Origin of the sequence: Bradyrhizobium genosp. P, from assembly GCF_049949265.1 — a bacterium.
Taxonomy (GTDB): domain Bacteria; phylum Pseudomonadota; class Alphaproteobacteria; order Rhizobiales; family Xanthobacteraceae; genus Bradyrhizobium.
Genome location: NZ_CP188195.1, coordinates 6,531,804 through 6,557,716, shown reverse-complemented (window position 1 = coordinate 6,557,716; position 25,913 = coordinate 6,531,804). Strand labels below are relative to the sequence as shown.

General features: G+C 63.7%; 23 protein-coding genes. 9 read left to right on the top strand and 14 right to left on the bottom strand.

Going from position 1 to position 25,913, the window contains the following annotated elements; genetic code table 11:
• Positions 1–118: 118 nt before the first annotated feature.
• Positions 119–2,503 (top strand): efflux RND transporter permease subunit, encoded by a 2,385-nt coding sequence (locus ACP2YO_RS31545; protein ID WP_426435043.1) that lies wholly within the window; start codon positions 119–121, stop codon positions 2,501–2,503.
• A gap of 87 nt (positions 2,504–2,590) precedes the next feature.
• Here the strand turns inward: ACP2YO_RS31545 and ACP2YO_RS31540 are convergent, their stop codons facing one another.
• The gene (locus ACP2YO_RS31540) at positions 2,591–3,094 is read right to left on the bottom strand and encodes a hypothetical protein (protein ID WP_426435042.1); all 504 of its coding nucleotides are present in this window, start codon (positions 3,092–3,094) and stop codon (positions 2,591–2,593) included.
• Positions 3,095–3,486: 392 nt separating this feature from the next.
• Here ACP2YO_RS31540 and ACP2YO_RS31535 point away from each other — a divergent pair, with 392 nt between their 5' ends.
• From ACP2YO_RS31535 to ACP2YO_RS31510, 6 genes are all read left to right on the top strand, one after another.
• Complete coding sequence (locus ACP2YO_RS31535; RefSeq protein ID WP_426435041.1) at positions 3,487–3,726, top strand: hypothetical protein; 240 nt, start codon at positions 3,487–3,489, stop codon at positions 3,724–3,726.
• 196 nt (positions 3,727–3,922) lie between these two features.
• Positions 3,923–4,801, top strand: a complete 879-nt coding sequence (hpnC, locus tag ACP2YO_RS31530; protein ID WP_426435040.1) for a squalene synthase HpnC — start codon at positions 3,923–3,925, stop codon at positions 4,799–4,801.
• Complete coding sequence (hpnD, locus tag ACP2YO_RS31525; RefSeq protein ID WP_426435039.1) at positions 4,798–5,634, top strand: presqualene diphosphate synthase HpnD; 837 nt, start codon at positions 4,798–4,800, stop codon at positions 5,632–5,634. The genes hpnC and hpnD overlap by 4 nt, the downstream gene beginning before the upstream one ends.
• Positions 5,634–6,884, top strand: a complete 1,251-nt coding sequence (hpnE, locus tag ACP2YO_RS31520) for a hydroxysqualene dehydroxylase HpnE (RefSeq protein ID WP_426435038.1) — start codon at positions 5,634–5,636, stop codon at positions 6,882–6,884. Before hpnD ends, hpnE begins: the two co-directional genes overlap by 1 nt.
• Positions 6,885–6,950: 66 nt before the next feature.
• Positions 6,951–8,912 (top strand): squalene--hopene cyclase, encoded by a 1,962-nt coding sequence (shc, locus tag ACP2YO_RS31515; RefSeq protein ID WP_426435037.1) that lies wholly within the window; start codon positions 6,951–6,953, stop codon positions 8,910–8,912.
• A 26-nt stretch (positions 8,913–8,938) separates the two neighbouring features.
• Entirely contained in the window at positions 8,939–9,643 is a 705-nt protein-coding gene (locus tag ACP2YO_RS31510; protein ID WP_426435036.1) for a phosphorylase, read from the top strand.
• 117 nt (positions 9,644–9,760) lie between these two features.
• Here ACP2YO_RS31510 and hpnH read toward each other — a convergent pair whose 3' ends face one another.
• Both hpnH and ispH read right to left on the bottom strand, forming a co-directional pair.
• The gene (hpnH, locus tag ACP2YO_RS31505; protein WP_426435035.1) at positions 9,761–10,930 is read right to left on the bottom strand and encodes an adenosyl-hopene transferase HpnH; all 1,170 of its coding nucleotides are present in this window, start codon (positions 10,928–10,930) and stop codon (positions 9,761–9,763) included.
• Positions 10,931–10,971: 41 nt separating this feature from the next.
• On the bottom strand, positions 10,972–11,898 hold the full coding sequence (gene ispH / locus ACP2YO_RS31500; RefSeq protein WP_426435034.1) for a 4-hydroxy-3-methylbut-2-enyl diphosphate reductase: 927 nt from the start codon (positions 11,896–11,898) through the stop codon (positions 10,972–10,974).
• Between the two features lie 450 nt (positions 11,899–12,348).
• On the opposite strand from ispH, the gene ACP2YO_RS31495 reads away from it, so the two are divergent.
• Positions 12,349–14,961 (top strand): MMPL family transporter, encoded by a 2,613-nt coding sequence (locus ACP2YO_RS31495; protein WP_426435033.1) that lies wholly within the window; start codon positions 12,349–12,351, stop codon positions 14,959–14,961.
• Between the two features lie 60 nt (positions 14,962–15,021).
• Here the strand turns inward: ACP2YO_RS31495 and ACP2YO_RS31490 are convergent, their stop codons facing one another.
• The gene (locus ACP2YO_RS31490) at positions 15,022–15,642 is read right to left on the bottom strand and encodes a DUF2147 domain-containing protein (protein WP_426435032.1); all 621 of its coding nucleotides are present in this window, start codon (positions 15,640–15,642) and stop codon (positions 15,022–15,024) included.
• 103 nt (positions 15,643–15,745) lie between these two features.
• On the opposite strand from ACP2YO_RS31490, the gene hpnO reads away from it, so the two are divergent.
• A complete protein-coding gene (gene hpnO, locus ACP2YO_RS31485; RefSeq protein ID WP_426435031.1) occupies positions 15,746–17,137 on the top strand; it encodes an aminobacteriohopanetriol synthase HpnO in 1,392 nt (463 codons plus the stop codon).
• Positions 17,138–17,240: 103 nt separating this feature from the next.
• Here the strand turns inward: hpnO and ACP2YO_RS31480 are convergent, their stop codons facing one another.
• The 10 genes from ACP2YO_RS31480 to ACP2YO_RS31435 form a co-directional block, all read right to left on the bottom strand.
• Positions 17,241–18,005 (bottom strand): anti-sigma factor family protein, encoded by a 765-nt coding sequence (locus tag ACP2YO_RS31480; protein ID WP_426435030.1) that lies wholly within the window; start codon positions 18,003–18,005, stop codon positions 17,241–17,243.
• Positions 18,002–18,559 carry a sigma-70 family RNA polymerase sigma factor gene (locus ACP2YO_RS31475; protein ID WP_426435029.1) on the bottom strand — a complete coding sequence of 186 codons (558 nt, stop codon included), beginning with the start codon at positions 18,557–18,559 and terminating at the stop codon, positions 18,002–18,004. The genes ACP2YO_RS31480 and ACP2YO_RS31475 overlap by 4 nt, the downstream gene beginning before the upstream one ends.
• Positions 18,560–18,653: 94 nt before the next feature.
• A complete protein-coding gene (locus tag ACP2YO_RS31470) occupies positions 18,654–18,998 on the bottom strand; it encodes a cupredoxin domain-containing protein (protein WP_426435028.1) in 345 nt (114 codons plus the stop codon).
• A gap of 20 nt (positions 18,999–19,018) precedes the next feature.
• The gene (locus tag ACP2YO_RS31465) at positions 19,019–19,969 is read right to left on the bottom strand and encodes a metallophosphoesterase family protein (protein ID WP_426435027.1); all 951 of its coding nucleotides are present in this window, start codon (positions 19,967–19,969) and stop codon (positions 19,019–19,021) included.
• 227 nt (positions 19,970–20,196) lie between these two features.
• Positions 20,197–20,469 (bottom strand): hypothetical protein, encoded by a 273-nt coding sequence (locus ACP2YO_RS31460; protein WP_426435026.1) that lies wholly within the window; start codon positions 20,467–20,469, stop codon positions 20,197–20,199.
• A gap of 150 nt (positions 20,470–20,619) precedes the next feature.
• On the bottom strand, positions 20,620–22,515 hold the full coding sequence (locus ACP2YO_RS31455) for a potassium transporter Kup (RefSeq protein WP_426435025.1): 1,896 nt from the start codon (positions 22,513–22,515) through the stop codon (positions 20,620–20,622).
• 119 nt (positions 22,516–22,634) lie between these two features.
• Positions 22,635–23,003: an alpha/beta fold hydrolase gene (locus ACP2YO_RS31450; RefSeq protein WP_426435024.1), complete on the bottom strand. Its 369-nt coding sequence runs from the start codon at positions 23,001–23,003 to the stop codon at positions 22,635–22,637.
• A gap of 7 nt (positions 23,004–23,010) precedes the next feature.
• Positions 23,011–24,630 carry a GMC family oxidoreductase gene (locus ACP2YO_RS31445; protein WP_426435023.1) on the bottom strand — a complete coding sequence of 540 codons (1,620 nt, stop codon included), beginning with the start codon at positions 24,628–24,630 and terminating at the stop codon, positions 23,011–23,013.
• Positions 24,631–24,848: 218 nt separating this feature from the next.
• A complete protein-coding gene (locus ACP2YO_RS31440) occupies positions 24,849–25,301 on the bottom strand; it encodes a MaoC family dehydratase (protein ID WP_426435022.1) in 453 nt (150 codons plus the stop codon).
• Positions 25,302–25,312: 11 nt separating this feature from the next.
• Positions 25,313–25,804 carry a MaoC family dehydratase gene (locus ACP2YO_RS31435; protein WP_426435021.1) on the bottom strand — a complete coding sequence of 164 codons (492 nt, stop codon included), beginning with the start codon at positions 25,802–25,804 and terminating at the stop codon, positions 25,313–25,315.
• Positions 25,805–25,913 lie beyond the last annotated feature (109 nt).

The window sequence follows — 25,913 nt, the reverse complement described above, 5'->3', positions numbered from 1 at the left end:
GCCCTGTAAAACCCCGCGTGTTTTCAAAGACTAGCGCCGATCAGATGTGCCGACGAGCCTCATTCGCGCCCGGAACCCAACCTAGATAGATTGCGCCGATTTCAGAACTGGACAGGGCATGCTCGAAAAGAACTCCGAAAGTCAGGTCCACGTCGAGAAGGTCGAGGAGCCCCGGTTGGGGACCAGCATCGCGTTCGGTATCGAGCGCCTCGGCCTGGTTCCGATGCGGGCGCCGATCCTGTCCTGCATCGTCCTCGTCCTCCTGGTGATCGGCGCCCTGTTCGGCATCCATCGGATCAAGATCGACGACTCGCTGTCGCAGCTGTTCCGCTCCAATTCCCAAGACTACAAGCAGTATGAGGCGGTCACCAAGCGCTTCCCCGCGACCGAGTTCGACGTCCTGATCGTGGTCGAGGGCAAGACGCTGCTTGCCCGCGAGAATCTCGAGAAGCTGCGGGACATGGTGACCGACGTACAGCTCGTCGACGGTGTTCGGGGCGTGGTGTCGCTGTTCTCGGCGCGCCAGGCGCCGGCGCCCGGCAAGCTGCCGGCGGCGCTGTTCCCGAATGAACTCCCGACCGGCGAGGCCTACGACAAGTTTACCGAGACCGTCAAAGCCAATGAGATCATCCGCGGCAAGCTGTTGTCGGAGGACGGCACGCTCGCGCTGATCGTGCTGTCGCTCGAACCCGAGGTGGTCGCCAGCAACAAGCTTACCAAGGCGGTCGGCGACATCAGGAAGATCATGGCCGACGACCTCGGCGGCAGCGGGCTCAGTGCCCAGCTCTCCGGTGTGCCGGTGATGCAGCTCGAGATCCGCAACGCGGTCGAGCGCGACGGGTTGACCTACAACATCCTCGGCATCCTCGCCGGATGCCTCATCGCCATCATCTTCTTCCGCAAGATCTCCTTCATGGTGGTGGCGGCGTTCCCGCCGATGATCGCGATCCTGCTCGCGCTCGGCGGCCTCGGCTGGGCCAATTTCAATCTCAACATGTTCCTCAACGTGATGACGCCGCTCATCATGGTGATCAGCTTCTCCGACTCGATGCAGCTGACCTTCGCGGCGCGCGACCGGCTGATTGCCGGGCAGGACAAGTTCACCGCATTCAAGAACGCGGTGCTGGTGGTCGGCCCGGCCTGCGTGCTCACCCACGGCACGGCCGGGATTTCGTTCATCGCGCTGCAATTCTCGGATTCCGACCTGATCCGCAAGTTCGGCGAGGCGGGGCTTGCGGCCACCATCATCGCGCTGGTCGCGGTGTTGTCGCTGGTGCCGGTGTTCGGCGTGCTGCTGGTGCGCAACGAGAAGGTTTTCGCGGTCAAGTTCCAGACCGCGGATGCCGGCGTGCAGGCGCTGCGCAATTTCTGCTACTGGATCGCCGTCCGGATGGTCGGGCGTCCCGGGCTGTTCAGCCTGATCGCACTGATCGTCGTCGGCAGCCTCGGCGGCGTCTATGCCAATCTGCAGCCGCGCTACCGGCTTGCCGATCAGGTTCCGGACAAGCGGCAGGCGGTGGAGGCCTCGAGCCGGCTCGATGCCAAGCTGACCGGCGCCAATCCGGTCGATGTGCTGATCGAATTCCCCAAGGGCGAATCGCTCTACTCGCCGGAGACCCTGAAGACCATCGCCGACGTCCACGCGATGGTCGAGGACACGGCCGGCGTCGGCAACGTCTGGTCGCTGGAAACCTTGCGGCGCTGGCTCGCCGAAAAGGCCGGCAGCAACGATGTCGCGACGCTAAAGGAATATGTCAGCGTGATTCCCGAACATCTGGTGCGCCGCTTCATCTCGGCGGACCAGGATGCGGTCGTGGTGTCGGGCCGGGTCCCGGATCTGGACTCGAGCCAGCTGCTTCCGGTGGTGAACAAGCTCGATCACTCGCTGGACAAGGTGCGCGCCGAGCATCCCGGCTACGAGATCGCGGTCACCGGCCTGTCGGTAATCGCCGCGCGTAACAGCGCCAACATGATCGAGAAGCTCAACCATGGCCTCACCATCGAGTTCCTGCTGGTCGCGATCTTCATCGGGCTCGCGTTCCGCTCTGTCGTGGTGATGTTCTCCTGCATCCTGCCCGGCATCTTCCCGGTGGTGCTGTCGGGCACTGTGTTGTACCTGCTCGGGGAGGGCCTGCAATTCGCCAGCGTCGTGGCGCTGACGGTGTCGTTCGGCCTCGGCCTCAGCGCCACTATCCACTTCCTCAACCGGTTGCGGCTGGAACGGAAGCCGGGCATCAGTGCCGATCTCGCGGTGGAGCGTGCGACCGTGCTGGTCGGCCCGGCGCTGATCCTGACCACGGTGGTGCTGGCCTGCGGCCTTGTCGTCACCGTGTTCTCCGACCTGCCGTCGCTACGCCTGTTCGGCTGGCTCAGTGCATTCTCGATGATCGCAGCCCTGGTCGCGGACCTCTTCATCCTGCGGCCGACGTCGATGTTCCTGATCAACCTGTCGGAGAAGATCCGCGGCACGGCTGGACAGCCGCAGCCGACAGAGAAATCCTGACGCCAAAAGGCCCGGCTCCGAACGAACGAAACCGGGCCTTTTGTGATTCTTGCGGAGATTGTCGGACGGAAAGGCGCGCCGGGCACCTCAGCTCTTCGTCATCGTGATCGTAACGCCGCGGATCTCGCCCTTGGAGTCGATCTGCACGACCTGCTTGGAGCCGTTGGTCCGCAGGTTCAAGTTCGCGGCGAAGCCAGAGGCTTCGACGAACACGTTGATCTGGCCGCCGCCCGCGGTGCCCTGCAGATTGCCGAAGATGTTGCGGCTCTTCTCGCTCCAGTTGCCGGAGATCCGATCGCCCTGGCTGGTCACGTCGCTGGTGAGGTCGAACTTGTAGCTGTCGCTTGCGCAATTCAGGCTCTGCTTGAGGCTCATGCCCGTTGCGGCGACCTTGTAGGCAGCCTTGCACCTGATGTGTTCGGTGGTCCCGTCGGACAACGAAACCGTGCCTGAGCCGCTCCATGAGCCGTCAAAGCCGGCGAAAGGCCCACTGGATTGCGCGTGGCCCGTGGAGACCGACAGCATGAGGACGGCGCCGACGCCGGCAGCCTTGAAGCACTGATCGGAAAGGCTGGAACCAAACAGCTTCATTTTGAATATTCCCGTTAAAATCAGAGCTTCCCTTGCAAGAAGCGCCTCGCCGCATCGAAGATTTAGTGTCACCGCTGTATGTTAGGTTCAAATGACGGCTTGGCCACCCGGGAGGCCATCGCGTCACCAGACAGAATCTGCCGCGGTCCGTCGGCTTTGTGCGGGCGTTGTCCACGATCGCCGCATGATGGCAAAAAGGGTGTCGGAATAGCTAATGAGAATCAATGGTTTATGCAAGGGTTTACAGCGTCGCAAATTTAGCCGCATTTAGCAGTGCTTGATGTCCATTCGTTGCTGCGTTAGGCGGCGTCCAAACTCCCCACAAATCCGTCCCAGCCATGCCGAAGCGCTTTCGGGGACAGATTGTCTGCTGTCGGAAATGAAGGAATACGATGCGTAAACTTCTCTTGGCTTTCGCCCTGTTGTCGGTCCCGCTTTCATCCGGCGCCTTCGCCCAGCAGCAGGCGCGCGGTGGCACGCCAGATGAGCAGAAGGCCTGTGCGCGTGACGTGCAGCGTCACTGCCGCGCGGTGATCGATCAGGGCGACTTCACCATTCTCGCCTGCCTGCAGCAGAACCGCACCAAGATCAGCGCAGCCTGTGACCGGGTGCTGAAGAACCACAACCAGTAAGGCCGCGTTCAGGCCTTAAGGGACCGCTGCGAAGCCTGTGGCCGGAATGCATGCCGGCCTCCGGCCGCGTATGCTGGCGGTCACAGATAGCATTGGTTTTGGCGGCGTATTCCCCTATATGGGGCTCGCAATCCCCGGCATGCGCCTGACCATTCGCGCCTGCGCCGTGCCTTGACCAGTGTAGCCCAAATTTCCAATGACCACCGCGAGCGACCTGCGATCCGGAAAGACCCACCGCGACGAGAATTTCCCGGTCGCGTCGTGGATCATTCATCCGCGACATCGTGCCTTGATCCTGGCCTTCTATAATTTCGTCCGCACGGCCGACGACATTGCCGATCACGCCACTCTGCCCGCCGACGAGAAGCTTCGCTATCTCGACCTGATGGAGGCCGAGCTTCTCGGCAATGGCGAGACCCAGAAGGAAGCCGTCAATCTGCGACGCGCCTTCGCCGAGCGCGGGATGCCGCCGCGACATGCGCTCGACGTCCTGGTGGCGTTCCGCATGGACGTCACCAAGCTGCGTTACGAGACCTGGGATGACGTAATCGACTATTGCCGCTATTCGGCGATGCCGGTTGGCCGCTTTATGCTCGACGTGCACGGCGAGAGCACCTCGACCTGGGCGGCATCGGATGCACTCTGTGCGGGCTTGCAGGTCAACAACCACCTGCAGGATTGCGCCAAGGATTACAGCAACCTGAACCGTGTCTACCTGCCGCGGGACGCGCTGGCCGCGTCGGGCGCGACCGTCGAGATGCTCGGCGAGGCGAAGTCGCAGCCGGCATTGCTCAAATGCCTGCAGGCGCTTGCGGTGCGCACCGAGGTGTTGCTCGTCGAGAGCAAGTCGCTTGCGGCCGAGGTGAAGGATTTCAGGCTCGGGCTGGAGATCTCCGTGATCCAGGCCTTTGCCGACAGGATCGTCAACATGCTGAAGGTGCGCGATCCCCTCAGCGAGCGCGTCCATCTGAGCCCGGTCGAACTGCTGCTGCAGAGCTTCAGTGGCATGGCCGGCGAGACCGCGCGCCGCGCGATCGGACGCCGTTCAGTCTCCAAGACGGCGGCCGGCGCATGAGCGTTGAGGCGGCGGCCAACGCAAATTACGGCAGCGCCGCGTCCGGCAGTTCGTTCTACGCCGCGATGCGTATCCTGCCGCGCGCGCAGCGCGAGGCGATGTTCCAGATCTACAGCTTCTGCCGGCAGGTCGACGACATCGCCGACTCCGACGGTCCGCGTCCGGAGCGCCTGGCCGCGCTCCAGCAGTGGCGCGACGACATTGACGCGCTCTATCAGGGCCTTCCGCCGGATCGCCTCAAGGACTACGTCGCCTCGGTGAAGACCTTCCGGCTGAAGCGCGAGGACTTTCTCGCTGTTGTCGACGGAATGGAGATGGACGTGCCGCAGGACATCCGCGCGCCCGATCTTGCGACGCTCGACCTGTACTGCGATCGCGTCGCAAGCGCCGTCGGCCGGCTGTCGGTACGAGTGTTCGGCCTGCCCGAGGGCGACGGCATCGAACTCGCGCATCACCTCGGCCGTGCGCTGCAGCTCACCAACATCCTGCGCGACATCGATGAGGACGCCGGCCTCGGCCGCCTCTATCTGCCGCGCGAATGGCTATGGCACGCCGGCATCACCAACGACGATCCGGCCCGCGTCACCGCCGATAAGGCGCTGCCGAAGGTGTGTGCGCCGCTCGCCGAACGCGCCAGGATGCATTTTCAGAAATCCGACGAGATCATGAAGCGCAATTCGCGCCGCGCGGTTCGCGCGCCGCGGATCATGTCGAAATACTATCGCGCCATCCTCGATCGCCTCATTGCACGCGGCTTTGCTGCTCCGCGCGAGCCGGTGCGTGTGTCCAAGGCGGCCAAGGTCGGCATCCTGCTTCGTTACGCGATCATCTGATGCAAAAGACCGTTCATATCATCGGCGCCGGTATTTCCGGCCTTTCGGCGGCCGTGCGGCTCGCCAACGCCAATTACAAGGTGTGCGTCCACGAGGCGACGCAGCAGGCCGGCGGCCGCTGCCGCTCCTATTTCGACGCCGCCACCAATCTCACCATCGACAACGGCAACCACCTCCTGCTGTCGGGCAACCGCCACGCGGTGAGCTATGCCCGTTCGATCGGCACGGAGGCCGGCCTGATGGGGCCGGAACGCGCACAGTTTCCGTTCGTCGATCTCAAGACAGGCAAGCGCTGGCGGCTCGATCTCGGCGACTCCCGGCTGCCGCTCTGGGTGTTCGACGAGGCGCGCCGCGTCCCCGATACGGGCTTGCGCGACTATCTCGCGTTGGCGCCGCTGGCGTGGGCGGGCACTGACGCGCTTGTGGGCAAGACAATCCCCTGCGAGGGCACACTGTACGATCGTCTGGTGCAGCCGTTGTTGCTCGCCGCGCTCAACGTCGACCCCCCCGAGGGCTCTGCCGGGCTTGCCGGCGCGATCGTGCGCGAGACGCTGCTGGCGGGCGGGCAGGCCTGCCGGCCCCTGATCGCGCGCGACGGCCTCAGCTCGGTCCTGATCGAGCCGGCCGTGGAGCAGTTGCAGGACAGGGGCAACAGCGTCCAGTTCGGACATGAGCTGCGTGCGTTCACGATGTCCGGTGACAGGGTCGCGCAGCTCGATTTCGGCGGCGACGATAAAGTCACGCTCGCGGCCGACGATGTCGTGGTGCTCGCCGTGCCGCCGCGCGCGGCCGCCTCGCTGCTGCCCGGGCTGAAGACGCCGACCAAGTTCCGCGCCATCGTCAACGCGCATTTCCGCGTCGATCCGCCGCGCGACGCCGCACCAATTCTCGGTGTCGTCGGCGGCCTCGTGGAGTGGCTGTTCGCGTTCCCGCAGCGGCTGTCGGTGACCATCAGCAATGGCGACCGCCTTGTCGATATGCCGCGCGAGGAGCTGGCGCTGGCGATCTGGCGGGACGTCTGCGCGGCGGCGGGCGTTTCGGGCGAATTGCCGCCCTGGCAAATCGTGCGCGAGCGCCGCGCCACATTCGAGGCCACGCCGGAGCAGAATGCCTTGCGTCCAGGACCCCTGACCGCGCAAAAAAACCTGTTTCTTGCCGGCGACTGGACTGCTACCGGGTTGCCGGCAACCATCGAGGGATCGGTGCGGTCGGGTGATCGCGCCGCCGATCTGGTTCTGGCCAGGCGCTAGATTCGACCTGTTGGAGCGGCCGTGGCTGTCGTGAGCCGGTCTGCGATGAAGAGGATATCGAGCGAAATGCTTTCGAGCGATCACAGCGTAACAGTCGACCCCGTCGCGCTGGAGAAGAGCATCTCTACGGCGACCGAAGCCCTGATGGGCTATCGCCAGTCCGACGGTCACTGGGTGTTCGAGCTCGAGGCCGACAGCACCATTCCAGCCGAATATGTTCTGCTCCGTCACTATCTCGCAGAACCCGTCGACGCCGAGCTCGAAGCCAAGATCGCCAATTATCTGCGCCGCGTGCAGGGCGCCCATGGCGGCTGGCCGCTGGTGCATGAGGGTCCGTTCGACATGAGCGCCAGCGTGAAGTCGTACTTCGCGCTGAAGATGATCGGCGATTCCGTCGATGCGCCGCATATGTCGCGGGCGCGCGAGGCGATCCGTTCGCGTGGCGGCGCGTCGGGCAGCAATGTCTTCACGCGCTTCCTGCTTGCGCTCTATGGCGTCGTGACCTGGCGCGCAACGCCGGTGCTGCCGATCGAGATCATGCTGCTGCCGATGTGGTCGCCGTTCCACATCAACAAGATCTCCTACTGGGCGCGCACCACCATGGTGCCGTTGATGGTGCTGGCGGCGCTGAAGCCGCGCGCGAAGAATCCGAAGGGCGTCGGCATCGACGAGTTGTTCCTGGAGGATCCGAAGTCGATCCGCATGACGCCGAAGGCGCCGCATCAGAGCGCGAGCTGGTTCTATCTGTTCCGCTCGCTCGATGCCGTGCTGCGCGTGGTCGAGCCGATGTTTCCGAAAAGCCTGCGCCAGCGCGCGATCGACGCTGCACTTGCCTTCACCGAGGAGCGGCTGAACGGCGAAGACGGCATGGGCGCGATCTATCCGCCGATGGCCAACATCGTGATGATGTACGAAGCGCTCGGAAAGGACGAGAACTATCCGCCGCGTGCCGTCACGCGGCGCGGGCTCGACAAGCTGCTCGTGATCGGCGAGCAGGAGGCCTATTGCCAGCCCTGCGTTTCGCCGGTGTGGGACACGGCATTGACCTGCCACGCGCTGCAGGAGACGGGCGGCGACGAGACCCTCGCCAGGATGAAAGAGGGGCTCGACTGGCTGAAGCCGCGCCAGGTGCTCGAGCTGAAGGGCGATTGGGCGGTCAAGGCGCCAAACGTCCGTCCGGGCGGTTGGGCATTCCAGTACAATAACGATCACTATCCCGATCTCGACGACACCGCCGTGGTGGTGATGGCGATGGATCGCGCGCAGCGCCAGACCGGGTCCAGCGAATACGACGCCGCGATCGCGCGCGGCCGCGAATGGATCGAGGGGCTGCAGAGCCGCGACGGCGGCTGGGCTGCCTTCGACGCCAACAACCTCGAATATTACCTCAACAACATCCCGTTTTCCGATCACGGCGCGCTGCTTGACCCGCCGACCGAGGACGTGACCGCGCGCTGCGTCTCGATGCTGGGCCAGCTCGGCGAGACCACCAGGACGAGCAAGGTAATGGCCGACGGGGTCGCGTATCTGCGCCGGACCCAGCTCGCCGAGGGCTCCTGGTACGGCCGCTGGGGCCTGAATTACGTCTACGGCACCTGGTCGGTGCTATCTGCGCTAAATGTCGCAGGGGTCGATCACAACGACCAGATGATTCGGAAAGCGGTAGATTGGCTGCTGTCGGTGCAAAATCAGGACGGTGGCTGGGGCGAGGACGCGGTCAGCTACCGGCTCGATTACAGGGGGTATGAGGCCGCGCCATCGACCTCCTCGCAAACGGCATGGGCTTTGCTCGGTTTAATGGCGGCCGGAGAGGTCGAAAATCCGGCAGTTGCACGGGGGGTGGAGTACCTAAAGGCAACACAGACCGAAAAAGGACTGTGGGACGAGCAGCGATACACCGCTACGGGGTTTCCGCGGGTGTTTTACTTGCGATATCATGGCTACTCGAAGTTCTTTCCGCTCTGGGCGCTGGCGCGGTATCGGAATTTGAGAAGCACCAATAGCAGGGTGGTAGGGGTCGGGATGTGACTTTTGGGGCGGGGGCCGCCGAGACCATGGGCAATGTGATTGACCCTCGGCCGGTGTTGATCGTGACGGGATTGGTGCAGGAGGCCCGCATTGCGGCCGGCCCCGGCATGATCGTGATCTGCAGTTCCAGCGATCCGCAGCAGCTGCGCGCGCTGCTGGCAACGCTAGATCCGACGACATTCCGCGGTGTGATTTCGTTCGGCGTGGCCGGCGGGCTCGATCCGACGCTCAAATCGGGCGACGTCGTGGTCGCGACCGAGGTGACGGCCGGCGACGCGCGGTTTCTGGCCGCGTCCGCGCTGAACGAGGAGATGATCGCGAGCGCCGCGCTGAAGCGTCGCAGGATCATCCGCGGCGCGCTCGTTGGTGTTGAGCAAGTGGTCGCGGCAAGGGCCTGCAAGGCCGCCCTGCGCTCGATTACGGGGGCGGCTGCCGTCGACATGGAAAGCCATATTGCGGCCGCCTATGCCGCCAATGCGGGCATTCCGTTCGCGGCGTTGCGCGTGATCAGCGACCCGGCGCACCGGGCGCTGCCGGAGCTTGCCAAGTCCGCGGTGAAACCGAACGGCGACATCGACCTGCGCAAGGTTCTGCGCGGCATCGTGCGCAATCCGCGAACGGTGCGGGCGCTGGTGTCGACGGGGATCGACTTCAACCGCGCACTGCGCTCGCTGCGCAGTTGCCGCGGCTTCCTGCTCGGAAACGACGTTCTGGTTCCGGTCGAGGGCTGATCGGTCCCTGATCCCATCCTTCGGCTGCTCGACAAAGCTCACCGCACAAGCTGAAAGCAAAAGGCCCGGTCGCATCGCGACCGGGCCTTTTTGGTCTCTGGCAGCTGACAGCGCAGCTTACGCGGCCGTCGAGGCCTTCTGCTGGGCAGCCGCGGCCTTTTGCTGGGCGGCGAGCGCTTCGTCGCGGCGGATATCCGAGAGCTTCTTCTGGACCTGCTCCGAGAAGATGTACTGCGCCGGACGCTGCTTGGTGAGATCAATCTCGGGCGCCATCGGTCCCGTCGTCTTGACGCCACGCAGCGCCACCCACATCGCCTTCAGCGGATTGGTGAGGGCGGCGTTGGCCGCGGTGGGCTCGTAGCCGCAGTGCGCCATGCAGTCCGCGCACTTCTCGTACTTGCCGGTGCCGTAGGTGTCCCAGTCGGTGGTGTCCATCAGTTCCTTGAAGGTCTTGGTATAGCCTTCACCGAGCAGGTAGCAGGGCTTCTGCCAGCCGAAGATGTTGCGGGCCGGCATGCCCCACGGCGTGCACTCGTATTCCTGGTTGCCGGCGAGAAAGTCGAGGAACAGGCCGGAATGCATGAAGTTCCACTTCTTGCCCTTGCCGAGCGCGAAGACGTCGCGGAACAGCTTCTTGGTCTTGGTGCGGTTGAGGAAGTGCTCCTGGTCCGGCGCGCGCTCATAGGCGTAACCCGGCGACATCGACACGCCGACGCCGAGCTCGGTGGTGAAGTCGAGGAATTTGGCGATTTCCTCGGCCGGGTGGCCGTCGAAGATCGTGGCGTTGACGTTGACCGTGAAGCCGCGGGCCTTCGCCGCCTTGATCGCGGAGACGGCGCGGTCGAACACGCCCTTCTGCGACACCGCCTTGTCGTGGTGCTCCTTCAGGCCGTCGAGATGCACCGAGAAGAACAAATAGGGCGACGGCTCGAACAGATCGAGCTTCTTCTCGAGCAGCAGCGCGTTGGTGCAGAGCGAGACAAACTTCTTGCGGGCCACGAGGCCGCGCACGATTTCGCCGATCTCCTTGTGGATCAGCGGTTCGCCGCCGGGGATCGCCACCATCGGCGCGCCGCATTCATCGGCCGCGTCCCAGCATTCCTGCGCGGTCATGCGGCGATTGAGGATCGCATCCGGATAGTCGATCTTGCCGCAACCGACACAGGCCAGGTTGCAACGGAACAGCGGTTCAAGCATCAGCACGAGCGGATAACGTTTGCGGCCAAGCAGTTTCTGCTTGATCAGATAACCGCCGATCCGCATTTCCTTGAAGAACGGTATTGCCATTAGACGTTTTCTTTCTGGACTTAAGGTACAGTGAGTTCGGGTCAACCCGCAGTCAGTTCGGTTGGCAGCCGGAATTCGATTTTCTCTTCCCGTCCCGGAAGCACCGAGACCGAAACCGGTCCGATGCGCCGCAAAGCCTCGATCACATCGTCGACCAGAACTTCGGGCGCCGAGGCTCCCGCCGTAATGCCGACGGCCTTCGCATCCTTCAGCCAATCAGGGTTGAGCGCGCTGCCATCGGCAATGAGATAACTCGCGACCCCCACCTCGGTGCCGATTTCGCGAAGCCTGTTTGAGTTGGAACTGTTGGCGGCCCCCACCACCAATATGACGTCCACCACCTTACTCAGGTCCCTTACCGCAGATTGGCGGTTCTGTGTCGCATAGCAGATATCCCGGATGTCTGGGCCTTGAATATCTGTAAATCTGGCCTCAAGGGCGACGATTATGTCCTTGGTGTCATCCACGGACAACGTTGTCTGGGTGATATAGGCCACCGGGGTGTCAGTCGGCAGGGTGAGTTCCGCCACGTCCCCCACGCTCTGGACCAGCAGGACCGGCCCGGGAACCTGCCCCATGGTTCCCTCGACCTCGGGGTGGCCCGCGTGCCCGATCAGGATCAGGGCGCGACCCTTCGCGATATAGCGTTTGCCCTGGTTGTGGACCTTGGTAACCAGCGGGCAGGTGGCGTTGAGCACCGGCAGGTCGCGGGCGGCCGCCTCTTCCTCGACGCTCCTGGCTACACCATGGGCGCTGAAGACGGTGACGGCCCTGGGCGGCACTTCGGAGAGGTTCTCGACGAAGATCGCACCCTTCTTTTTAAGGCTTTCGACCACGTATTTGTTGTGAACGATCTCGTGGCGGACATAGACCGGCGGCCCGTATTTCTCGAGCGCACGCTCGACGATCTCGATGGCACGCACGACGCCCGCGCAAAAGCCGCGCGGCTGAGCAAGAAAAACTTCCATAGGTCGCCCGTTACGCAAATTGCACCAGTCTAATTAGTCCCCTGCGGCCGATTGGCGCCGCGCTCCACCTGGCCGCACATCCGCAGGAGTGCAGCAATATCCGCGCCATGACAGTTCCGGTATCCGGTCCCGCGTGCCAAGCGCGTGGAAATACAGGGTTTTGTCTCAAAAAGTAAGCGCCTCGAAAAGAGGCGCAACCGCCGGGAAGGGTCGTTTGAGGTATTATGGTAAGTATGACGGCGCCCTGCGGCCATCTGTCTTCTCACTTGTTCGTCACTTTATCGCCCACCGAGGCGGTTTATACCGGCGACTGACGGGCCGTTTCCTGCTGTTTGGTGCCTCGCCATCTCGTCGAGGGAAGTTACCAAAACAACATTAGATCGGCCCTTGGAACTCCGCTAGACAGCGGACGTTTTCGGCCATGCTTCCCAGAGATTAGAAGGATACGAAGTGCTGACAAATATTGTCGTCTCCGTTGTTAGGACATGTACGCGCTTTGCCCTTCCTGTCGTTCTTCTTGCTCTGGTCCTTGCGGTCGGGGCCGGTTTTTATACAGCCCGCAACTTCTCCATCAACACCGACATCAACAAGCTGATCTCGCCCGATCTCGACTGGCGCAAGCGCGACAACCAGTTCGATACGGCCTTTGACCGCGACCGGCTGATTCTCGCCGTTGTCGACGCACCGACACCCGAACTGACCAGTTCGGCGGCGAATGCGCTGGTCGGGAAGCTGTCAGGCGACAAGACGAACTTCGAGGCGGTGACGCCGCTCGGCTTCGGCGAGTTTTTCGAGAAGAACGGCCTGCTGTTCCTCCCGACCGATGAGGTCGGCAAGGTCACGGGCCAACTCGCATCCGCCGCGCCCCTGATCGAGATCATGGCGGGCGATCCGTCGATTCGCGGTCTCACCGGCGCGCTCGAAACCGGCCTTGCCGGCGTCAAGCGGGGCGAAGTCAAGCTCGACAACGCTGCGCGGCCCTTCAACCTGATCGCTCAAACGGTCGAGGACGTCCTGACCAAGGGCAATGCCATCTTCTCCTGGCGCGAGCTCACCAGCGACACGCCGCTGACCGATTCCGACAAGCGCGCCTTCATCGAGTTCAAGCCGAACATCGACTATTCGGCGCTGGAGCCGGGCAAGTCCGCAACCGACGCGATCCGGCAGGCCGCGGTCGATCTGAAATTCCCGACCGAGTACCACGCCCGCGTCCGTCTGACCGGGCCAATTCCGATTGCCAACGAGGAATACGCCACCGTGGCCGACGGCGCGCTCACCAACGGCATCGGCACCGTGGTGATCGTGCTGGTCATCCTCTGGCTGGCGTTGCATTCCGCCAAGATCATCTTTGCGGTGTTCGTGAACCTGTTCATTGGCCTTGCCATCACCACGGCGGTCGGCCTGATGATGGTCGGATCGCTGAACCTGCTCTCGATCGCCTTTGCGGTGCTGTTCATCGGCCTTGGCGTCGACTTCGGCATCCAGTTCAGCGTTCGCTACCGCTCCGAGCGGTTCAAGAACGATAATCTGACGCTGGCGCTCGAGAACGCGGCGCGACGTTCGGCGGTGCCGTTGTCGCTCGCGGCGATGGCCACCGCGGTCGGCTTCCTCTGCTTCCTGCCGACCGATTACAGGGGCATCTCCGAACTCGGCAAGATCGCCGGCGCCGGCATGCTGATCGCGTTCATCACCAGCATCACGGTGCTGCCCGCGCTGCTCGATCTGCTCAATCCGCCCGGCGAGAAGGAAGCGGTCGGCTACGCCTTCCTCGCACCCGTCGATCACTTCCTCGAAAAGCACCGCATCGCGATCATCGTCGGCACCTTGCTGGTCGCGGTCGCGGGCCTGCCGCTGCTGCACTACATGAAGTTCGACTTCAACCCGATCAATCTGCGCAGTGCCAAGGTGGAGTCGATCGCGACCTTCCTCGATCTGAGGAAGGATCCGAACACCGGGGCCAACGCCATCAACGTGCTGACCAATTCGGAAGCGGACGCCAAGAAGATCGAGGCGAAACTCGAGAAATTGCCGGAAGTGTCGCGCGTGATGTCGCTCGACAGCTTCGTGCCGGACGACCAGCCGGCCAAGCTGAAGCTGATCGCGCAGGCGGCCAGGACGCTCGATCCCGCGCTCAGCCCTGACTCGGTCGATGCCGCGCCCTCCGATCAGGAGAACGTCGAGTCGCTGAAGAGCTCGGTCGACAACCTGCGCAAGACCGCTGATAACAACCAGGGGCCGGGTGCCGTTGCGGCGCGCCGGCTGGCCGACGCCTTGCAGAAACTCGCCGATTCGAACCAGGCGACCCGCGACAAGGCGCAGGACGTCTTCGTCGCGCCGATGAAGATCGTGTTCGATCAGCTCAAGAGCGCGCTGCAGGCCCAGACCATCACGCTGCAGACGCTGCCACCCAGGTTCGTCGCGAGCTGGAAGGCAAAGGACGGCTTGATGCGGGTCGAGGTGGAGCCGAAGGGTGATCCGAACGACAACGACAATCTGCGCCGCTTCGCCGATGCCGTGCTAGCCGCCGAGCCGACCGCGATCGGCGGTCCGGTCTCGATCCTGAAATCCGGCGATGTCGTCGTGGAGGCGTTCATCCACGCCGGCATCTTGGCGCTGGTCGGGATCAGCGTGCTGCTATGGGTGGTGCTGCGGCGCGTGACCGACGTGTTGCTGACACTGGTGCCGCTGCTGGTCGCGGGCATCGTGACGCTGGAAATCTGCGTGCTGATCGGCCTGCCGCTCAATTTCGCCAACATCGTCGCCTTGCCGCTGCTGCTCGGCGTCGGCGTCGCCTTCAAAATCTATTATGTCACCGCATGGCGGCAGGGCAGGACGAATCTGCTGCAGTCGAGCCTGACGCGCGCGATCTTCTTCAGCGCGCTGACGACAGCTACCGCGTTTGGCAGCCTGTGGCTGTCAAGTCATCCGGGCACCGCGAGCATGGGAAAGCTGCTTGCGCTGTCGCTCGTCACGACGCTCGCGGCGGTGTTGCTGTTCCAGCCCGCGCTGATGGGCAAGCCGCGCGAGGTCAAGGACGCAGAGACAGGCGACGACGTCACCTGACGGGTTGATGGTCTCTGCTGATCCGGCTTGGCAGCAGGCGCTACCGAGCCGCGGTCCGCTCTAATTCGCCGGCCGCCCGATGTCGGGAAGCAGACAGATATCGCCGACCTCAGCTGGCTCGTTGGCGGCGTGCTTCTGACCGGGCTTGGAAGCATGCGCCACCGCGCCGGTGGTTTTCGGGGCCTGCGGCGTTGCCGCCGATTTGGGAGCCGCACCCTTCGGACTGCCGGCGGCGCTCAACGGAACTGGCGGGCCGACGCGGGTCCAGGTCTGGCCTCCGCAGAGGAAGCCGAGCACGCAGCCCTGGACCTCGAGCTGGTCGGTGCCGACAGGTTTGATGGTCGCGCTGTAGAGCTGGCCGTCTTTGGCATTGTAGACTTGGCCTTCCCACGCATCGACGCCGGGCTTCTTCTTCATGTCGATCAGGATCGGCATGCCCAGCGTCGGCCGGGCCTGCTTGGCCGTATCGGGATTGTTCTTATCTTTGCCACCGGGGGTTTTTTCCCAGACGACCGCACCCCACATGTTGCCATTGCACTGGGCGACACGGATGTTGGCGAAGCCGTCCTCGTCCCTCCAGTCGCCTGTGGGGTCCGCAGCCAATGCCGGTGACAATACGGTGGCCAAAAATAAACCTGAATAGGCTATTGTACGTACGAAAGCTCTTGGGCAGTGCAACATGGTCCAAACCTATGCTTAACTTGATGATCCGAGCAGGGGTCAAAACGCCGCTGTTCGAGCGTTTTAAGTTGACGAGATGGCCATCAACCGACGTATGTAGCGAATGCTAAGTTCAAATTTAGACGTTTCCGAGATTTTTGTGGAGCGGGAGGGGCAGCGCGGTGCCATGCACACGCGTCACCTCAACGAACAGCTTGTCCGCGTTCTCAAGACCATCGGCTACGATGTCGGCTTCCGCAAGGGGCAAGGTCAGTACCTCTTCGATCGTCATGAGGCTCGCTACCTTGATCTATTGAGCGGATTTGGCGTTTTTGCGATTGGCCGGAATCATCCGGCGCTCCGCACGGCGCTGAAGAGCGTGCTCGACGCCGACCTGCCCAATCTTGTGCAACTGGATGTCTCCACGCTCGCCGGCGTGCTCGCGGAACGTCTGCTGGAACATGTTCCATATCTGGACAAGGTCTTCTTTGCCAACTCCGGCGCTGAAACCGTCGAGGCGGCGATCAAGTTTGCGCGCGGCGCGACCGGCCGCCCCGGCATCGTCTACTGCACGCATTCATTCCACGGCCTGTCCTATGGCGCGCTTTCGCTGACCGACGACACGAATTTCCGCGGCGGCTTTGAGCCGCTGTTGCCGGGTTGCACGGCGATACCGTTCAACGATCTTGAAGCGCTCGAAAAAGCTTTGTCGTCGCGACAGGTCGGCGCGTTCATCGTCGAGCCGATCCAGGGCAAGGGCGTCAACATGCCCACCGACGAGTTCCTGCCCGGCGCGCTGGCGCTGTGCCGCAAATACGGCACGCTGTTCATCGCCGACGAGATCCAGACCGGCATCGGCCGTACCGGAAAATTCCTAGCGGTCGAGCACTGGGGCATCGAGCCCGACATGGTGCTGCTGGCGAAGGCGCTGTCCGGCGGACATGTGCCGATCGGTGCGCTGCTGACGCGCAAGAACATCTTCGACAAGATCTTCAACCAGATGGACCGTGCGGTCGTGCATGGCTCGACATTTGCGAAGAACGATCTGGCGATGGCTGCCGGCATCGCGACCCTCGACGTCATCAAGGCCGAGAAGTTGGTCGAGCAGGCCGCCAAGCGCGGCGCAGAACTTCGTCTTGCGCTGACGCGCATGGTGCCGGGCTACGAGCTGTTGAAGGAAGTCCGCGGCAAGGGCCTGATGATCGGCGTCGAATTCGGGCCGCCGAAATCGCTGCGGCTGAAGGCGTCATGGAATTTGCTGGAGACCGCCAACAAGGGTCTGTTCTGCCAGCTCATCACCGTGCCGCTGTTCAAGGATCACAAGATCCTCACGCAAGTCGCCGGCCACGGCAGCCACACCATCAAGCTGCTGCCGCCACTGGTCATCACCGAGGACGACTGCACCTGGATCGAGAAGGCGTTCGACGAGGTGATCGCCGGCAGCCACAAGGTCCCCGGCGCGATCTGGTCGCTCGGCAAGACGCTGGTCGACAACGCGGTCAGGAAGTCGGCATAGTCCCCAACTTCGTAGCCCGGATGGAGCGGAGCGAAATCCGGGGTTCTCGACACTTGCAAGACCGTTCCCGGATTGCGCTTCGCTCCATCCGGGCTACGAAGTTTCACCCCTCCTTGTTCGCCTGCATCGCTGCTTCGAACTTGTCGCCGAACTCCGTGAGCTCGTCGGCGCCGATGTCGCTGACGGCCCAGTAGTTCAGGCCCCGGTCGCTCCAGTGGCGGATGTTGAAGCCTTGCAGCGTCGTCATCGTCGCAGGCCGGCGTTCGGTGTTCGCGGTCTGCGCCACGAACAAATTGATGACGTGCTGGCGCCGCTTGTAGACCACGGCGCCGATCTCGCGGGCGTCGACGTAGTCGAGCCGGCCGCCGATCAGCGCAAAACCCTGCGTGGTGAGATCGATCACCGGCGGCGAGACGTCGAGCTTGCCGTTGAACCACGGCTTTACGGTGTGCTGGTCGGTCGAGATCACGTCGGTGAGGTGGCCCGCCTGCAGCGAGCGCAGATGCGCCGACACCACCTCGGCCTCGATGCGCCGCTCGTCATCATTGCGCAGCACGATCGCGACGAGGCCGGTTGCGGCCAGCGCCGACACCGCGGAGCCCATCGCGAAGCCGCGCAGCACCGAGCGCCGGCTCGGGGCGGGCTGCGGTTGCGGCAACGCCTTTTCGATGCGACGGCGCAGCTCGAGCGGCGCCTTGTAGCTTACCTCGCTCTCGGCCATCGCCTCGTGCATCTCCTGATATTCTTTCATCAGCGCAGCACAACGTGGGCACCCCTCGATATGGGCTTCCACCTCGCGCGCATGGCCGGCGTCGAGTTCGCCGTCGAGCAGCGCGTGAAGCAGCACTTCGGCTTCCTCGCATGTCATTTCACTTGCTCCTGTTCCGCAAGCCAGGCCGATCGCAGCATGGCGCGGGCGCGCGCGAGGCGGGACATCACGGTGCCCACGGGCACGGCGGCGACATCGGCGATCTCGCGGTATGAAAGATTCTGGATTTCCCTGAGCACGAAGGTCTCGCGGAACGGTTCGGCGAGTGCTGCGATCAGCTTGCGCACGATGTCGCCGTCGAAGCGCCGCAGCATCTGCCGTTCCGGATTGTCAGGGGTTTCGTGCCACATCGGCGCCTGCTCGGCGCTCTCCGGCACCTCTTCGACGGCGGTAGGCGCGGTCTTGCGCCGCGCATATTCGGCGCGACAGACATTGCGCAGGATCGCGAACAGCCACGGCTTCATCGCGGGTCCGCGATAGCTGTCGAAATGCTTGTAGGCGCGCAGATAACACTCCTGCACCGCATCCTCGGCGTCGGTGGCGTCGCGCAGCAGATAGCGCGCCAGCGTATAGGCATCGTCGAGATAAGGCAGCGCCGCCTCGCGAAAGCGCCGCGCTTTTTCGGGATCGTCTTGCGACGCGTTGACAACCATCGTGTCCTGCCCGGCATGTCCTGAGACGGCTCGTGCCCGGCCGGGGGCAGAAGCCCACCGGCCGGGCATGGTTGTGATGATATGGCTCGACACGTTACCCAACCTTGACACTACCTGTCATGTGCGGATGCAGCGAACAGAAATACTTGTATTCGCCTGCGTCCGTGAAGGTGAACGAGAAGGTGCCGTCGGTGTCCATCGCCTTCGACCGAAATTTGCCCGGACACACCACGGTATGCGGGATGTCGTCGCGGTTGGTCCAGGTCACGGTGGTGCCGACTTTCAGGTTGAGCTGGGCCGGCTCGAACACGAAGTTGTCGATATGCACGGCGACGCCTTCGGCTTTTGCCGCGACGTCCTCGGCGCGGGCCATCGAGACAGGCAGGAGCATGGTCGCGACCACGGCGATGCCGAAGTCGCGGCGATTGATCGAACTCATGGCTCAGTCGTCCTTCTCTGTTAGCCCTGCAGCGGCGTGTCGATGATCGCGAGCCGTTCGGTGCCCTGCTTGAAGTTGATGCTGGCGACGCCCAGCATGCTGCGCAGCTTGGCATCCTCGACCTTCATCGGACCGGGCGAGGGCGCGGCACCGGGTGCCGGCTGCGGGAAGGCGGTCGAGCGCGCGGTGTGGAAGGTGACGTTGCCCTCGACCTTCTGCATCACCTGGTGGATGTGGCCGTTGAGCACGGTGACCGAGCCGAAGCCCTTCACGTATTCCAGCGCGCGGGCGCCGTCCTCGGTGCCCCAGCCCCATTGCGGATACACCGTCCACAGCGGGATGTGGGCGAACAGCACGATCGGCGTCGACTTCGAGCGGCCCTTGAGGTCGTCCTCGAGCCATTCGAGCTGCTCATTGCCGAGATTGCCGAGGCCGCCGCCCTTGAGGTCGACGACGTTGACGAGGCCGATGAAGTGCACGCCGCCGGCATCGAAGGAATAGTAGCCGGCGCCCTTGGTGCCGCGGCCGTAGCGCTCCTTGTAGAGCTTGACCTCCTCGTCGATGAAATCGTGCTCGCCGGGCACGTAATGCACGTCGAGCTTGGCCTGCGAGATGATGCGCTCCGCATCGTCGAATTCGGACGCTTTCGACAGATGCGTGACGTCGCCGGTGTGGATCATGAAGGACGGCTTGACCTGCATCGCGCGGACCTTGTTGATGGCCTCTTCCAGCGTGCCGGTGGCGTTCGGATTGGCCGGCTTGTCGAAGCCGACATGGCTGTCGCTGATCTGCATGAAGGTCATGCCGGCCGGCTCGGCGGCCGCGGCCGAGCCGACGATGCCGAGCGAATGCGGCACGCCGCCGGTGATTGTCCACAGCACGCCGGTGCCGGCCCAGGTCATGCATTCCAGCACCTTGCGCCGGCTGACGCCTTTGTCCTCATCGTGATGGTCGTGATCGTGTCCGCTCATGGCAAAGTCTCCCGTGGTCCCATGGATTGGGCTTCCGGGAACGTGATTGGCGGGGGCGGGGGTTTATTCCCGATGGCCGGTGCCGGGCGGGGAGCGGCGATGACAATCTTGTGAGGGCGCGATTGTGTGGTGCGGGGAAGCGCCCGGTCCTGAGCGGCTACCGGTGACGGGGCCCCAACATAGATGAACAGCCGCAACAAAGGTGTCTTGCAACCGTCAGCATAGTGTCAGCGCTGCTGCGTAAGAATGGCGGACTTTATCCGCCACACCGGGAGAGCAACATGAGCGACCACGCAGGCGTTGAGCATCACAACAAGGCGGCCGAACATCACGAGCATGCTGCAAAGCACCACCGCGAAGCTGCCAAGCATCACGAAGCCGGCGACCACGACAAGGCGGCGCACCACGCCCACACCGCCTACGGCCACGCCAGCCACGCCGAGCATCACCACACCGAGGCCAGCCGGCACCACGCCGAGCACCACGGTCACAACTGACAAGTTCCAGTACTGCGTGAGTAGCGTGCTGCCGTCCCCGCAAGGGGACGGCATTTTCTTGCGTGACAACGGTGCAGCCGAACGCGTCGCGAGGTCGGTTCGGCCGTGATGTCAGCGTGCGACGATCTCGCCGTGCCATGGATAGAGTTGTTTCTAGATCTCCATCCGGCTGCCGATCTCGATCAGTGAACCGGACGGAATCCTGAAGCGATCGACGGCGTGCGCGGAATTCCTCGCCATGAACGCGAATAGCGCAATCTGGAACCGGGCCAATGGATTTCGGCGCCGGCGGCTGACGGGATCGTGACGTTCGACGTAGTAGGTCGCTTTGTCCCGGATCGGCACCCCGATCTTCTTCACATTCGTGAGTACGGCGGGCAGGTCCGGTATCTCGACGAAGCCGAAATGTACGCTGATGTGCCAGACACCCTCGCAAAGCTGTTCGCAGTGAATGCGGTCGGACGAGCGGATCCGGGGGACGCTTTCAAAGCTCGCCGTCAGCGCGATGGCAGTCTCGTGAAGTGAATGCCCTTGCTTGACGTAGTTGACGATGATCGGCGGGATCCTGTGGCTGAGCCGGGTGAGGAATATCGCCGTTCCCGGAACGCGCACGATGTGCTGGTCGCGAAGATCGGCAAAAAAAGCGTCGGCGTGCTGTGACTGCGCCATGGTTCGCCGATGCAGCGCATCGACGCCGAAATGCCAGGTCATCATGATGGCAAACACCAGCGCGCCGAACAGCAGGGGAATCCAGCCGCCGTCCGCGATCTTGAAGAGATTGGCGAGGAAGAAGGCTAGATCGACCGCGAGCAGGGGTCCCGCGATCGCGGCCGCGCGCGCCGTGCTCCAGTGCCATCTCCGCCGCATCACCTGATAGAGCAATGCGGTGGTCAGGACCATGGTCGTGGACACCGCGGCGCCGTAGGCGCCCGCGAGGCGGTCCGAGCTGCCGAAGCCGATCGTCAGCGCGACCGTCAGGCACATCATCGTCCAGTTCACGAAGGGCACGTAGATCTGGCCGTATTCCTCGGCCGATGTCTGGTTGATCCGCACGCCCGGAAACCATCCAAGCTGCATGGCTTGCCGGGTCATCGAGAACGAGCCCGTGATGATCGCCTGGCTTGCGATGACGGTGGCCAAGGTCGCAAGCGTCACCAGCGGGTAGATGCCCCAGGCGGGGGCGAGCTTGAAGAACGGATTTGCGCCGGGATCGGGGGATTCGATGAAATTGCCGATCTGCCCCGCATAGTTCAGCACGAGCGCGGGCAGCACGAGGCCGTACCACGCCAGTCGAATTGGCCTGCGACCGACATGGCCCATGTCGGCGTAGAGCGCCTCGCCGCCGGTCAACGCCAGGAAAACGCCTCCGAGCAGGGTGAAGCCCAGGAGACCGTGCGTGGTCAGCAGCCGGAAGCCGTGCAGCGGATTGAGGGCGACGAGGACATCGGGATGCTGCACGACCGAGGTGATGCCGAGCACCGCCATGGTCAGGAACCAAAGCAGCATCACGGGACCAAACGCCCTGCCGACCGTCGCCGTCCCTCGATGCTGAAGCACGAATAACGCGATCAGGATGACGACGGCGATCGGCATCGTATAGGGTTTGAAGGCGTCAGTTGCGACATTAAGGCCTTCGACTGCGCTGAGCACCGAGATGGCCGGCGTGATGATGCCGTCGCCGTAGATCAGCGCGGCGCCAAACAGTCCGAGGGCAACCAGCCAGCGTCCGTGACCGGACCACCGTGCGCCGGTCAACGCCATCAGTGCGAGAATGCCGCCCTCGCCGTGATTGTCGGCGCGCATGACGAACAGGCAGTATTTGATCGAGATCGTGATGATCAGGGACCAGACGATCAGCGAGAGCGAGCCGAGCGCGGCTTCCCGGGTGAAGCTGCCGCCCATGATGTGAACGATGGTCTGCAGCGTGTAGAGCGGACTGGTGCCGAGGTCGCCATAGACGATGCCGAGCGCGAGCAGGATGCTGGTCGCGCTCGGCGCCTGCTCAAACCGACTGTGCGGCTCGCCGGTGAATCCAGTCGAATCGTTCACGGCAGACATCGTCGAAGAGGGCATCCGCGCTCACCATTGTCATCGAGTCCCGAGCAACAAGGCGGCCGCCGGGCTGGAAAATAACATCGTTACAACGACGACGTCGCCGGATCGTTGCGTTAGTCGAGCTGCCCGGCGAACGCCCTGAGTGCGTCGAGCAGCATGGCCGGCGCCTCCTGCGCGACGCAGTGTCCGACGCCGTCGAATGTCCACCGGCTCGCATGCGGGATCAGCGCTGCGGCACGCCCGGACATCTCCTTGTAGACCGGCCATGATTGTTCTGATGTCGGAAGTGATAGCGGTCGGCGGCCGGCTTGTGACTCAGGCCGTGGCCGCGCCGGTCCAGCGCATAGACCGTGTAGTCGGCGGCCAGCGCCGCTGCCATGCAGCAGCAACGCTGCCGGTTTGCCGGAGGCCGGCTCGCCCCATCGCGCCAGGGCGATGGGTATGTCGGGATCGCCAACGATCATGCGTTGGGGATGCGTCATCGCCGGACTACCGCGCGTCCTGCAAAATCATTGCCGCGCCTTTTTCGGCGATCATCGCGGTGGGCGTGTTGGTGTTGCCCGAGGTGATGGTCGGCATCACGGAAGCGTCGGCGATCCGCAGTCCGTCGAGGCCGTAGAAGCGCAGTCGCTCGTCGACGACGGCCATCGGATCGCTCGCCAAACCCATCTTCGCGGTGCCGACCGGATGGAAGATCGTGGTGCCGATGTCACCGGCGGCCTTCGCCAGTGCGGCGTCGTCGTCGCCGACGCTGGGGCCGGGCAGGAATTCCGTAGGCTGATATGGCTCCAGCGCCTTCTGCTTCATCAGCCGCCGCGTGGTGCGGATCGCGTCGGCGGCGACCTGGCGGTCGTCGTCGGTGGCGAGATAATTCGGCGCGATCGACGGCTTGTCGTCGAGCTCGACTGAGCGGATACGCACCGTGCCGCGCGAGGTCGGCTGCAGATTGCAGGCGCTCACCGTGATCGCGGGGAAGCGATGCAAGGGATCGCCGAACTTGTCGAGCGACAGCGGCTGCACGTGGAACTGGATGTTGGCGCGCGAGCGCGTGGAATCGGAGCGCGTGAAGATGCCGAGCTGCGACGGCGCCATGGTCAGCGGACCGCGGCGGCGAAACGCATAGTCGAGGCCCATCAGGCCGCGGCGGATCAGATTGTAATAGGTCTCGTTCAGCGTGCGCACGCCTGAGACCTTGTAGATCGCGCGCTGCTGCAGATGGTCCTGCAGATTATGGCCGATGCCCTGGCGGTCGAGCACGATGTCGATGCCGAGCGGCGACAGCCATTCGGACGGCCCGATACCGGAGCGATGCAGCACCTGGGTCGATCCGATCGAACCGGCGCATAGGATCACTTCACCTTTGGCCCGCGCCTCCACCAGCTCGCTGCCTTGCCGGAACAGCACGCCCATGGCGCGGCCGCTCTCGATGATCAGGCGGTCGACCAGTACGTTGGTCTCGAGCCTCAGGTTGGCGCGGTTCAACACCGGCTTGAGGAAGCCGCGCGCCGACGACCAGCGCCGGCCGCGCTTCTGGTTGACGTGGAAGTAGCTGGTGCCTTCATTGTCGCCGGTGTTGAAGTCCGGGATGCGCTTGATGCCCATCTCCTCCGCGGCATCGCCGACCGCGTCGAGGATCGTCCACGATAGCCGCGGCGCCTCGATGCGCCAGCCGCCACCGGCGCCGTGATGCTCGCTCTCGCCGAGGAAGTGATCCTCCAGCCGTTTGAACGCCGGCAGCACGTCGCTGTAGCTCCAGCCCGTCAGGCCGAGTTGCCGCCAGTGATCGTAGTCGGCGGCCTGGCCGCGCATCGAGATCATGGCGTTGATCGCCGACGAACCGCCGATCACCTTGCCGCGCGGATAGGCCAGCGCGCGGCCGTTCAGGCCGGGCTCGGCCTCGGTCTTGAACATCCAGTCGGAGCGCGGATTGCCGATCGCGAAGAGATAGCCGACCGGGATGTGAAACCAGATCCAGTTGTCGTTGCCGCCGGCTTCGAGCAGCAGCACGCGCTTCTTCGGATCGGCCGACAGGCGGTTGGCCATGATGCAGCCGGCGGTGCCTGCGCCGACGATAATGTAGTCGAAATCACCCTCGAGCCTTCGCGGCATGTCGTCGTTTCCCGGCAGTCGTCCTTGTTGGGTCTGTATTAGTCGGACGAAGCGGGCAGATACAAGCCCGGGCGGGGATACCGGCGTGCGCTGGATGATCGTGGATGGCCGGGTTTGGTGAGTGGGTCGCGGAGCCGCGCAATAAATTCGATGTCGTCCCTGCGAAAGGTGACAGTCACGGCCTCAACTCGAATCCGTCGTTGCGGGAGCGAGCGACACTAGCTCGCTGCTGCACGCACCGGAAACTCCAGCATGGCTTCGCCGGCCGCTACCGTCTCGCCACGCTGGTTCTGCACGGCGACGTCGACCACGACCCATCGCGATTTGGCGGTGACCTGCCTGGATTTGATGGTGCCGGTGGGGCGGATGGTGTCGCCGGGCTTCACCGGCTTGAGCCAGCGCGTCTCCAGCCTTCGATGGATCGCGCCCGCAGGTGTTGCCCAATCGGTCAGCATGCGCGTGATCAGGCCGAAATTGTTCATGCCATGCATGATGATGCCGCCGAAATTGGTCTTGCCGAAATCGCCCTTCATGTAGTCGTCGTCGAGGTGCAGCGGGTTGTAGTCGAGCGATGCATCGCAGAACAGGCGGATCGATTCGCGCGTGACGGCGAATGACGGTCCGTCGATGGTGTCGCCAGCCCCGAGCTGGTCGAATGTCAGTGTGGTCATGTCGGGCCTCCTTACATCGGGCGGATGGTCTGGCCGCGACCCGAGCAGATCACGTCGCCATGCTGGTTGAAGAAGACGTTGTCGTGCACCACGAACAGGCGCTCGCGCTTGATGAACTTGTCGAGCGCACGCGCCTGCAAACTGATGGTGTCGCCGGGACGGGCAGGGATGTTGTAGCTCCAGGATTGCCCGGCATTGACGGTGCCCGGTGAGCGCATCCAGTCGTCGGCCGGCGTGCAGGCGAACATCAGAAGGATATGGATCGCGGGCGGTGCGATCAGCCCGCCGTGAGGTCCGGCCTTCGCGGCCGTCTCGTCCAGATAGAGCGGATTGGTCTCGCCGACCGCGCGGCAATACAGCGTGATCGCCTCATGGGTCAGCCGGTAGGGCAGCGTCTTGCGCGGCGCGCCGGGAACGATCTCGTCCCAGAGCTTGCGCAAATTCGCGTCCTTCCAGAAGTCGGTCTCGAAATTGCCGGCTGCAGAACTTTCGGCTTGCGCCATGGCGGATCCTCCTGCTACCTGTTCGCCAGGCGAACATTTAATTCGCCTAACGAACCTACGCTAGCGCGGTCGGCGACGCCTGACAAGCGCGGAGAGCCGCGTCGTGATC

Bases quoted from the DNA above. Each gene is read 5' to 3' on its own strand.
- ACP2YO_RS31440 (WP_426435022.1), bottom strand. From the start codon at position 25,301: ATGACCACACTGACATTCGACCAGCTCGGGGCTGGCGACACCATCGAC.
- hpnC (WP_426435040.1), top strand. From the start codon at position 3,923: ATGACCACCGCGAGCGACCTGCGATCCGGAAAGACCCACCGCGACGAG.
- ACP2YO_RS31510 (WP_426435036.1), top strand. From the start codon at position 8,939: ATGGGCAATGTGATTGACCCTCGGCCGGTGTTGATCGTGACGGGATTG.
- ACP2YO_RS31545 (WP_426435043.1), top strand. From the start codon at position 119: ATGCTCGAAAAGAACTCCGAAAGTCAGGTCCACGTCGAGAAGGTCGAG.
- hpnD (WP_426435039.1), top strand. From the start codon at position 4,798: ATGAGCGTTGAGGCGGCGGCCAACGCAAATTACGGCAGCGCCGCGTCC.
- ACP2YO_RS31465 (WP_426435027.1), bottom strand. From the start codon at position 19,969: ATGAGCGGACACGATCACGACCATCACGATGAGGACAAAGGCGTCAGC.
- hpnH (WP_426435035.1), bottom strand. From the start codon at position 10,930: ATGGCAATACCGTTCTTCAAGGAAATGCGGATCGGCGGTTATCTGATC.
- shc (WP_426435037.1), top strand. From the start codon at position 6,951: ATGCTTTCGAGCGATCACAGCGTAACAGTCGACCCCGTCGCGCTGGAG.
- ACP2YO_RS31540 (WP_426435042.1), bottom strand. From the start codon at position 3,094: ATGAAGCTGTTTGGTTCCAGCCTTTCCGATCAGTGCTTCAAGGCTGCC.
- ACP2YO_RS31435 (WP_426435021.1), bottom strand. From the start codon at position 25,804: ATGGCGCAAGCCGAAAGTTCTGCAGCCGGCAATTTCGAGACCGACTTC.
- ACP2YO_RS31535 (WP_426435041.1), top strand. From the start codon at position 3,487: ATGCGTAAACTTCTCTTGGCTTTCGCCCTGTTGTCGGTCCCGCTTTCA.
- ispH (WP_426435034.1), bottom strand. From the start codon at position 11,898: ATGGAAGTTTTTCTTGCTCAGCCGCGCGGCTTTTGCGCGGGCGTCGTG.
- ACP2YO_RS31450 (WP_426435024.1), bottom strand. From the start codon at position 23,003: ATGACGCATCCCCAACGCATGATCGTTGGCGATCCCGACATACCCATC.
- ACP2YO_RS31470 (WP_426435028.1), bottom strand. From the start codon at position 18,998: ATGAGTTCGATCAATCGCCGCGACTTCGGCATCGCCGTGGTCGCGACC.
- hpnE (WP_426435038.1), top strand. From the start codon at position 5,634: ATGCAAAAGACCGTTCATATCATCGGCGCCGGTATTTCCGGCCTTTCG.
- ACP2YO_RS31445 (WP_426435023.1), bottom strand. From the start codon at position 24,630: ATGCCGCGAAGGCTCGAGGGTGATTTCGACTACATTATCGTCGGCGCA.
- ACP2YO_RS31490 (WP_426435032.1), bottom strand. From the start codon at position 15,642: ATGTTGCACTGCCCAAGAGCTTTCGTACGTACAATAGCCTATTCAGGT.
- ACP2YO_RS31480 (WP_426435030.1), bottom strand. From the start codon at position 18,005: ATGACATGCGAGGAAGCCGAAGTGCTGCTTCACGCGCTGCTCGACGGC.
- hpnO (WP_426435031.1), top strand. From the start codon at position 15,746: ATGCTAAGTTCAAATTTAGACGTTTCCGAGATTTTTGTGGAGCGGGAG.
- ACP2YO_RS31475 (WP_426435029.1), bottom strand. From the start codon at position 18,559: ATGGTTGTCAACGCGTCGCAAGACGATCCCGAAAAAGCGCGGCGCTTT.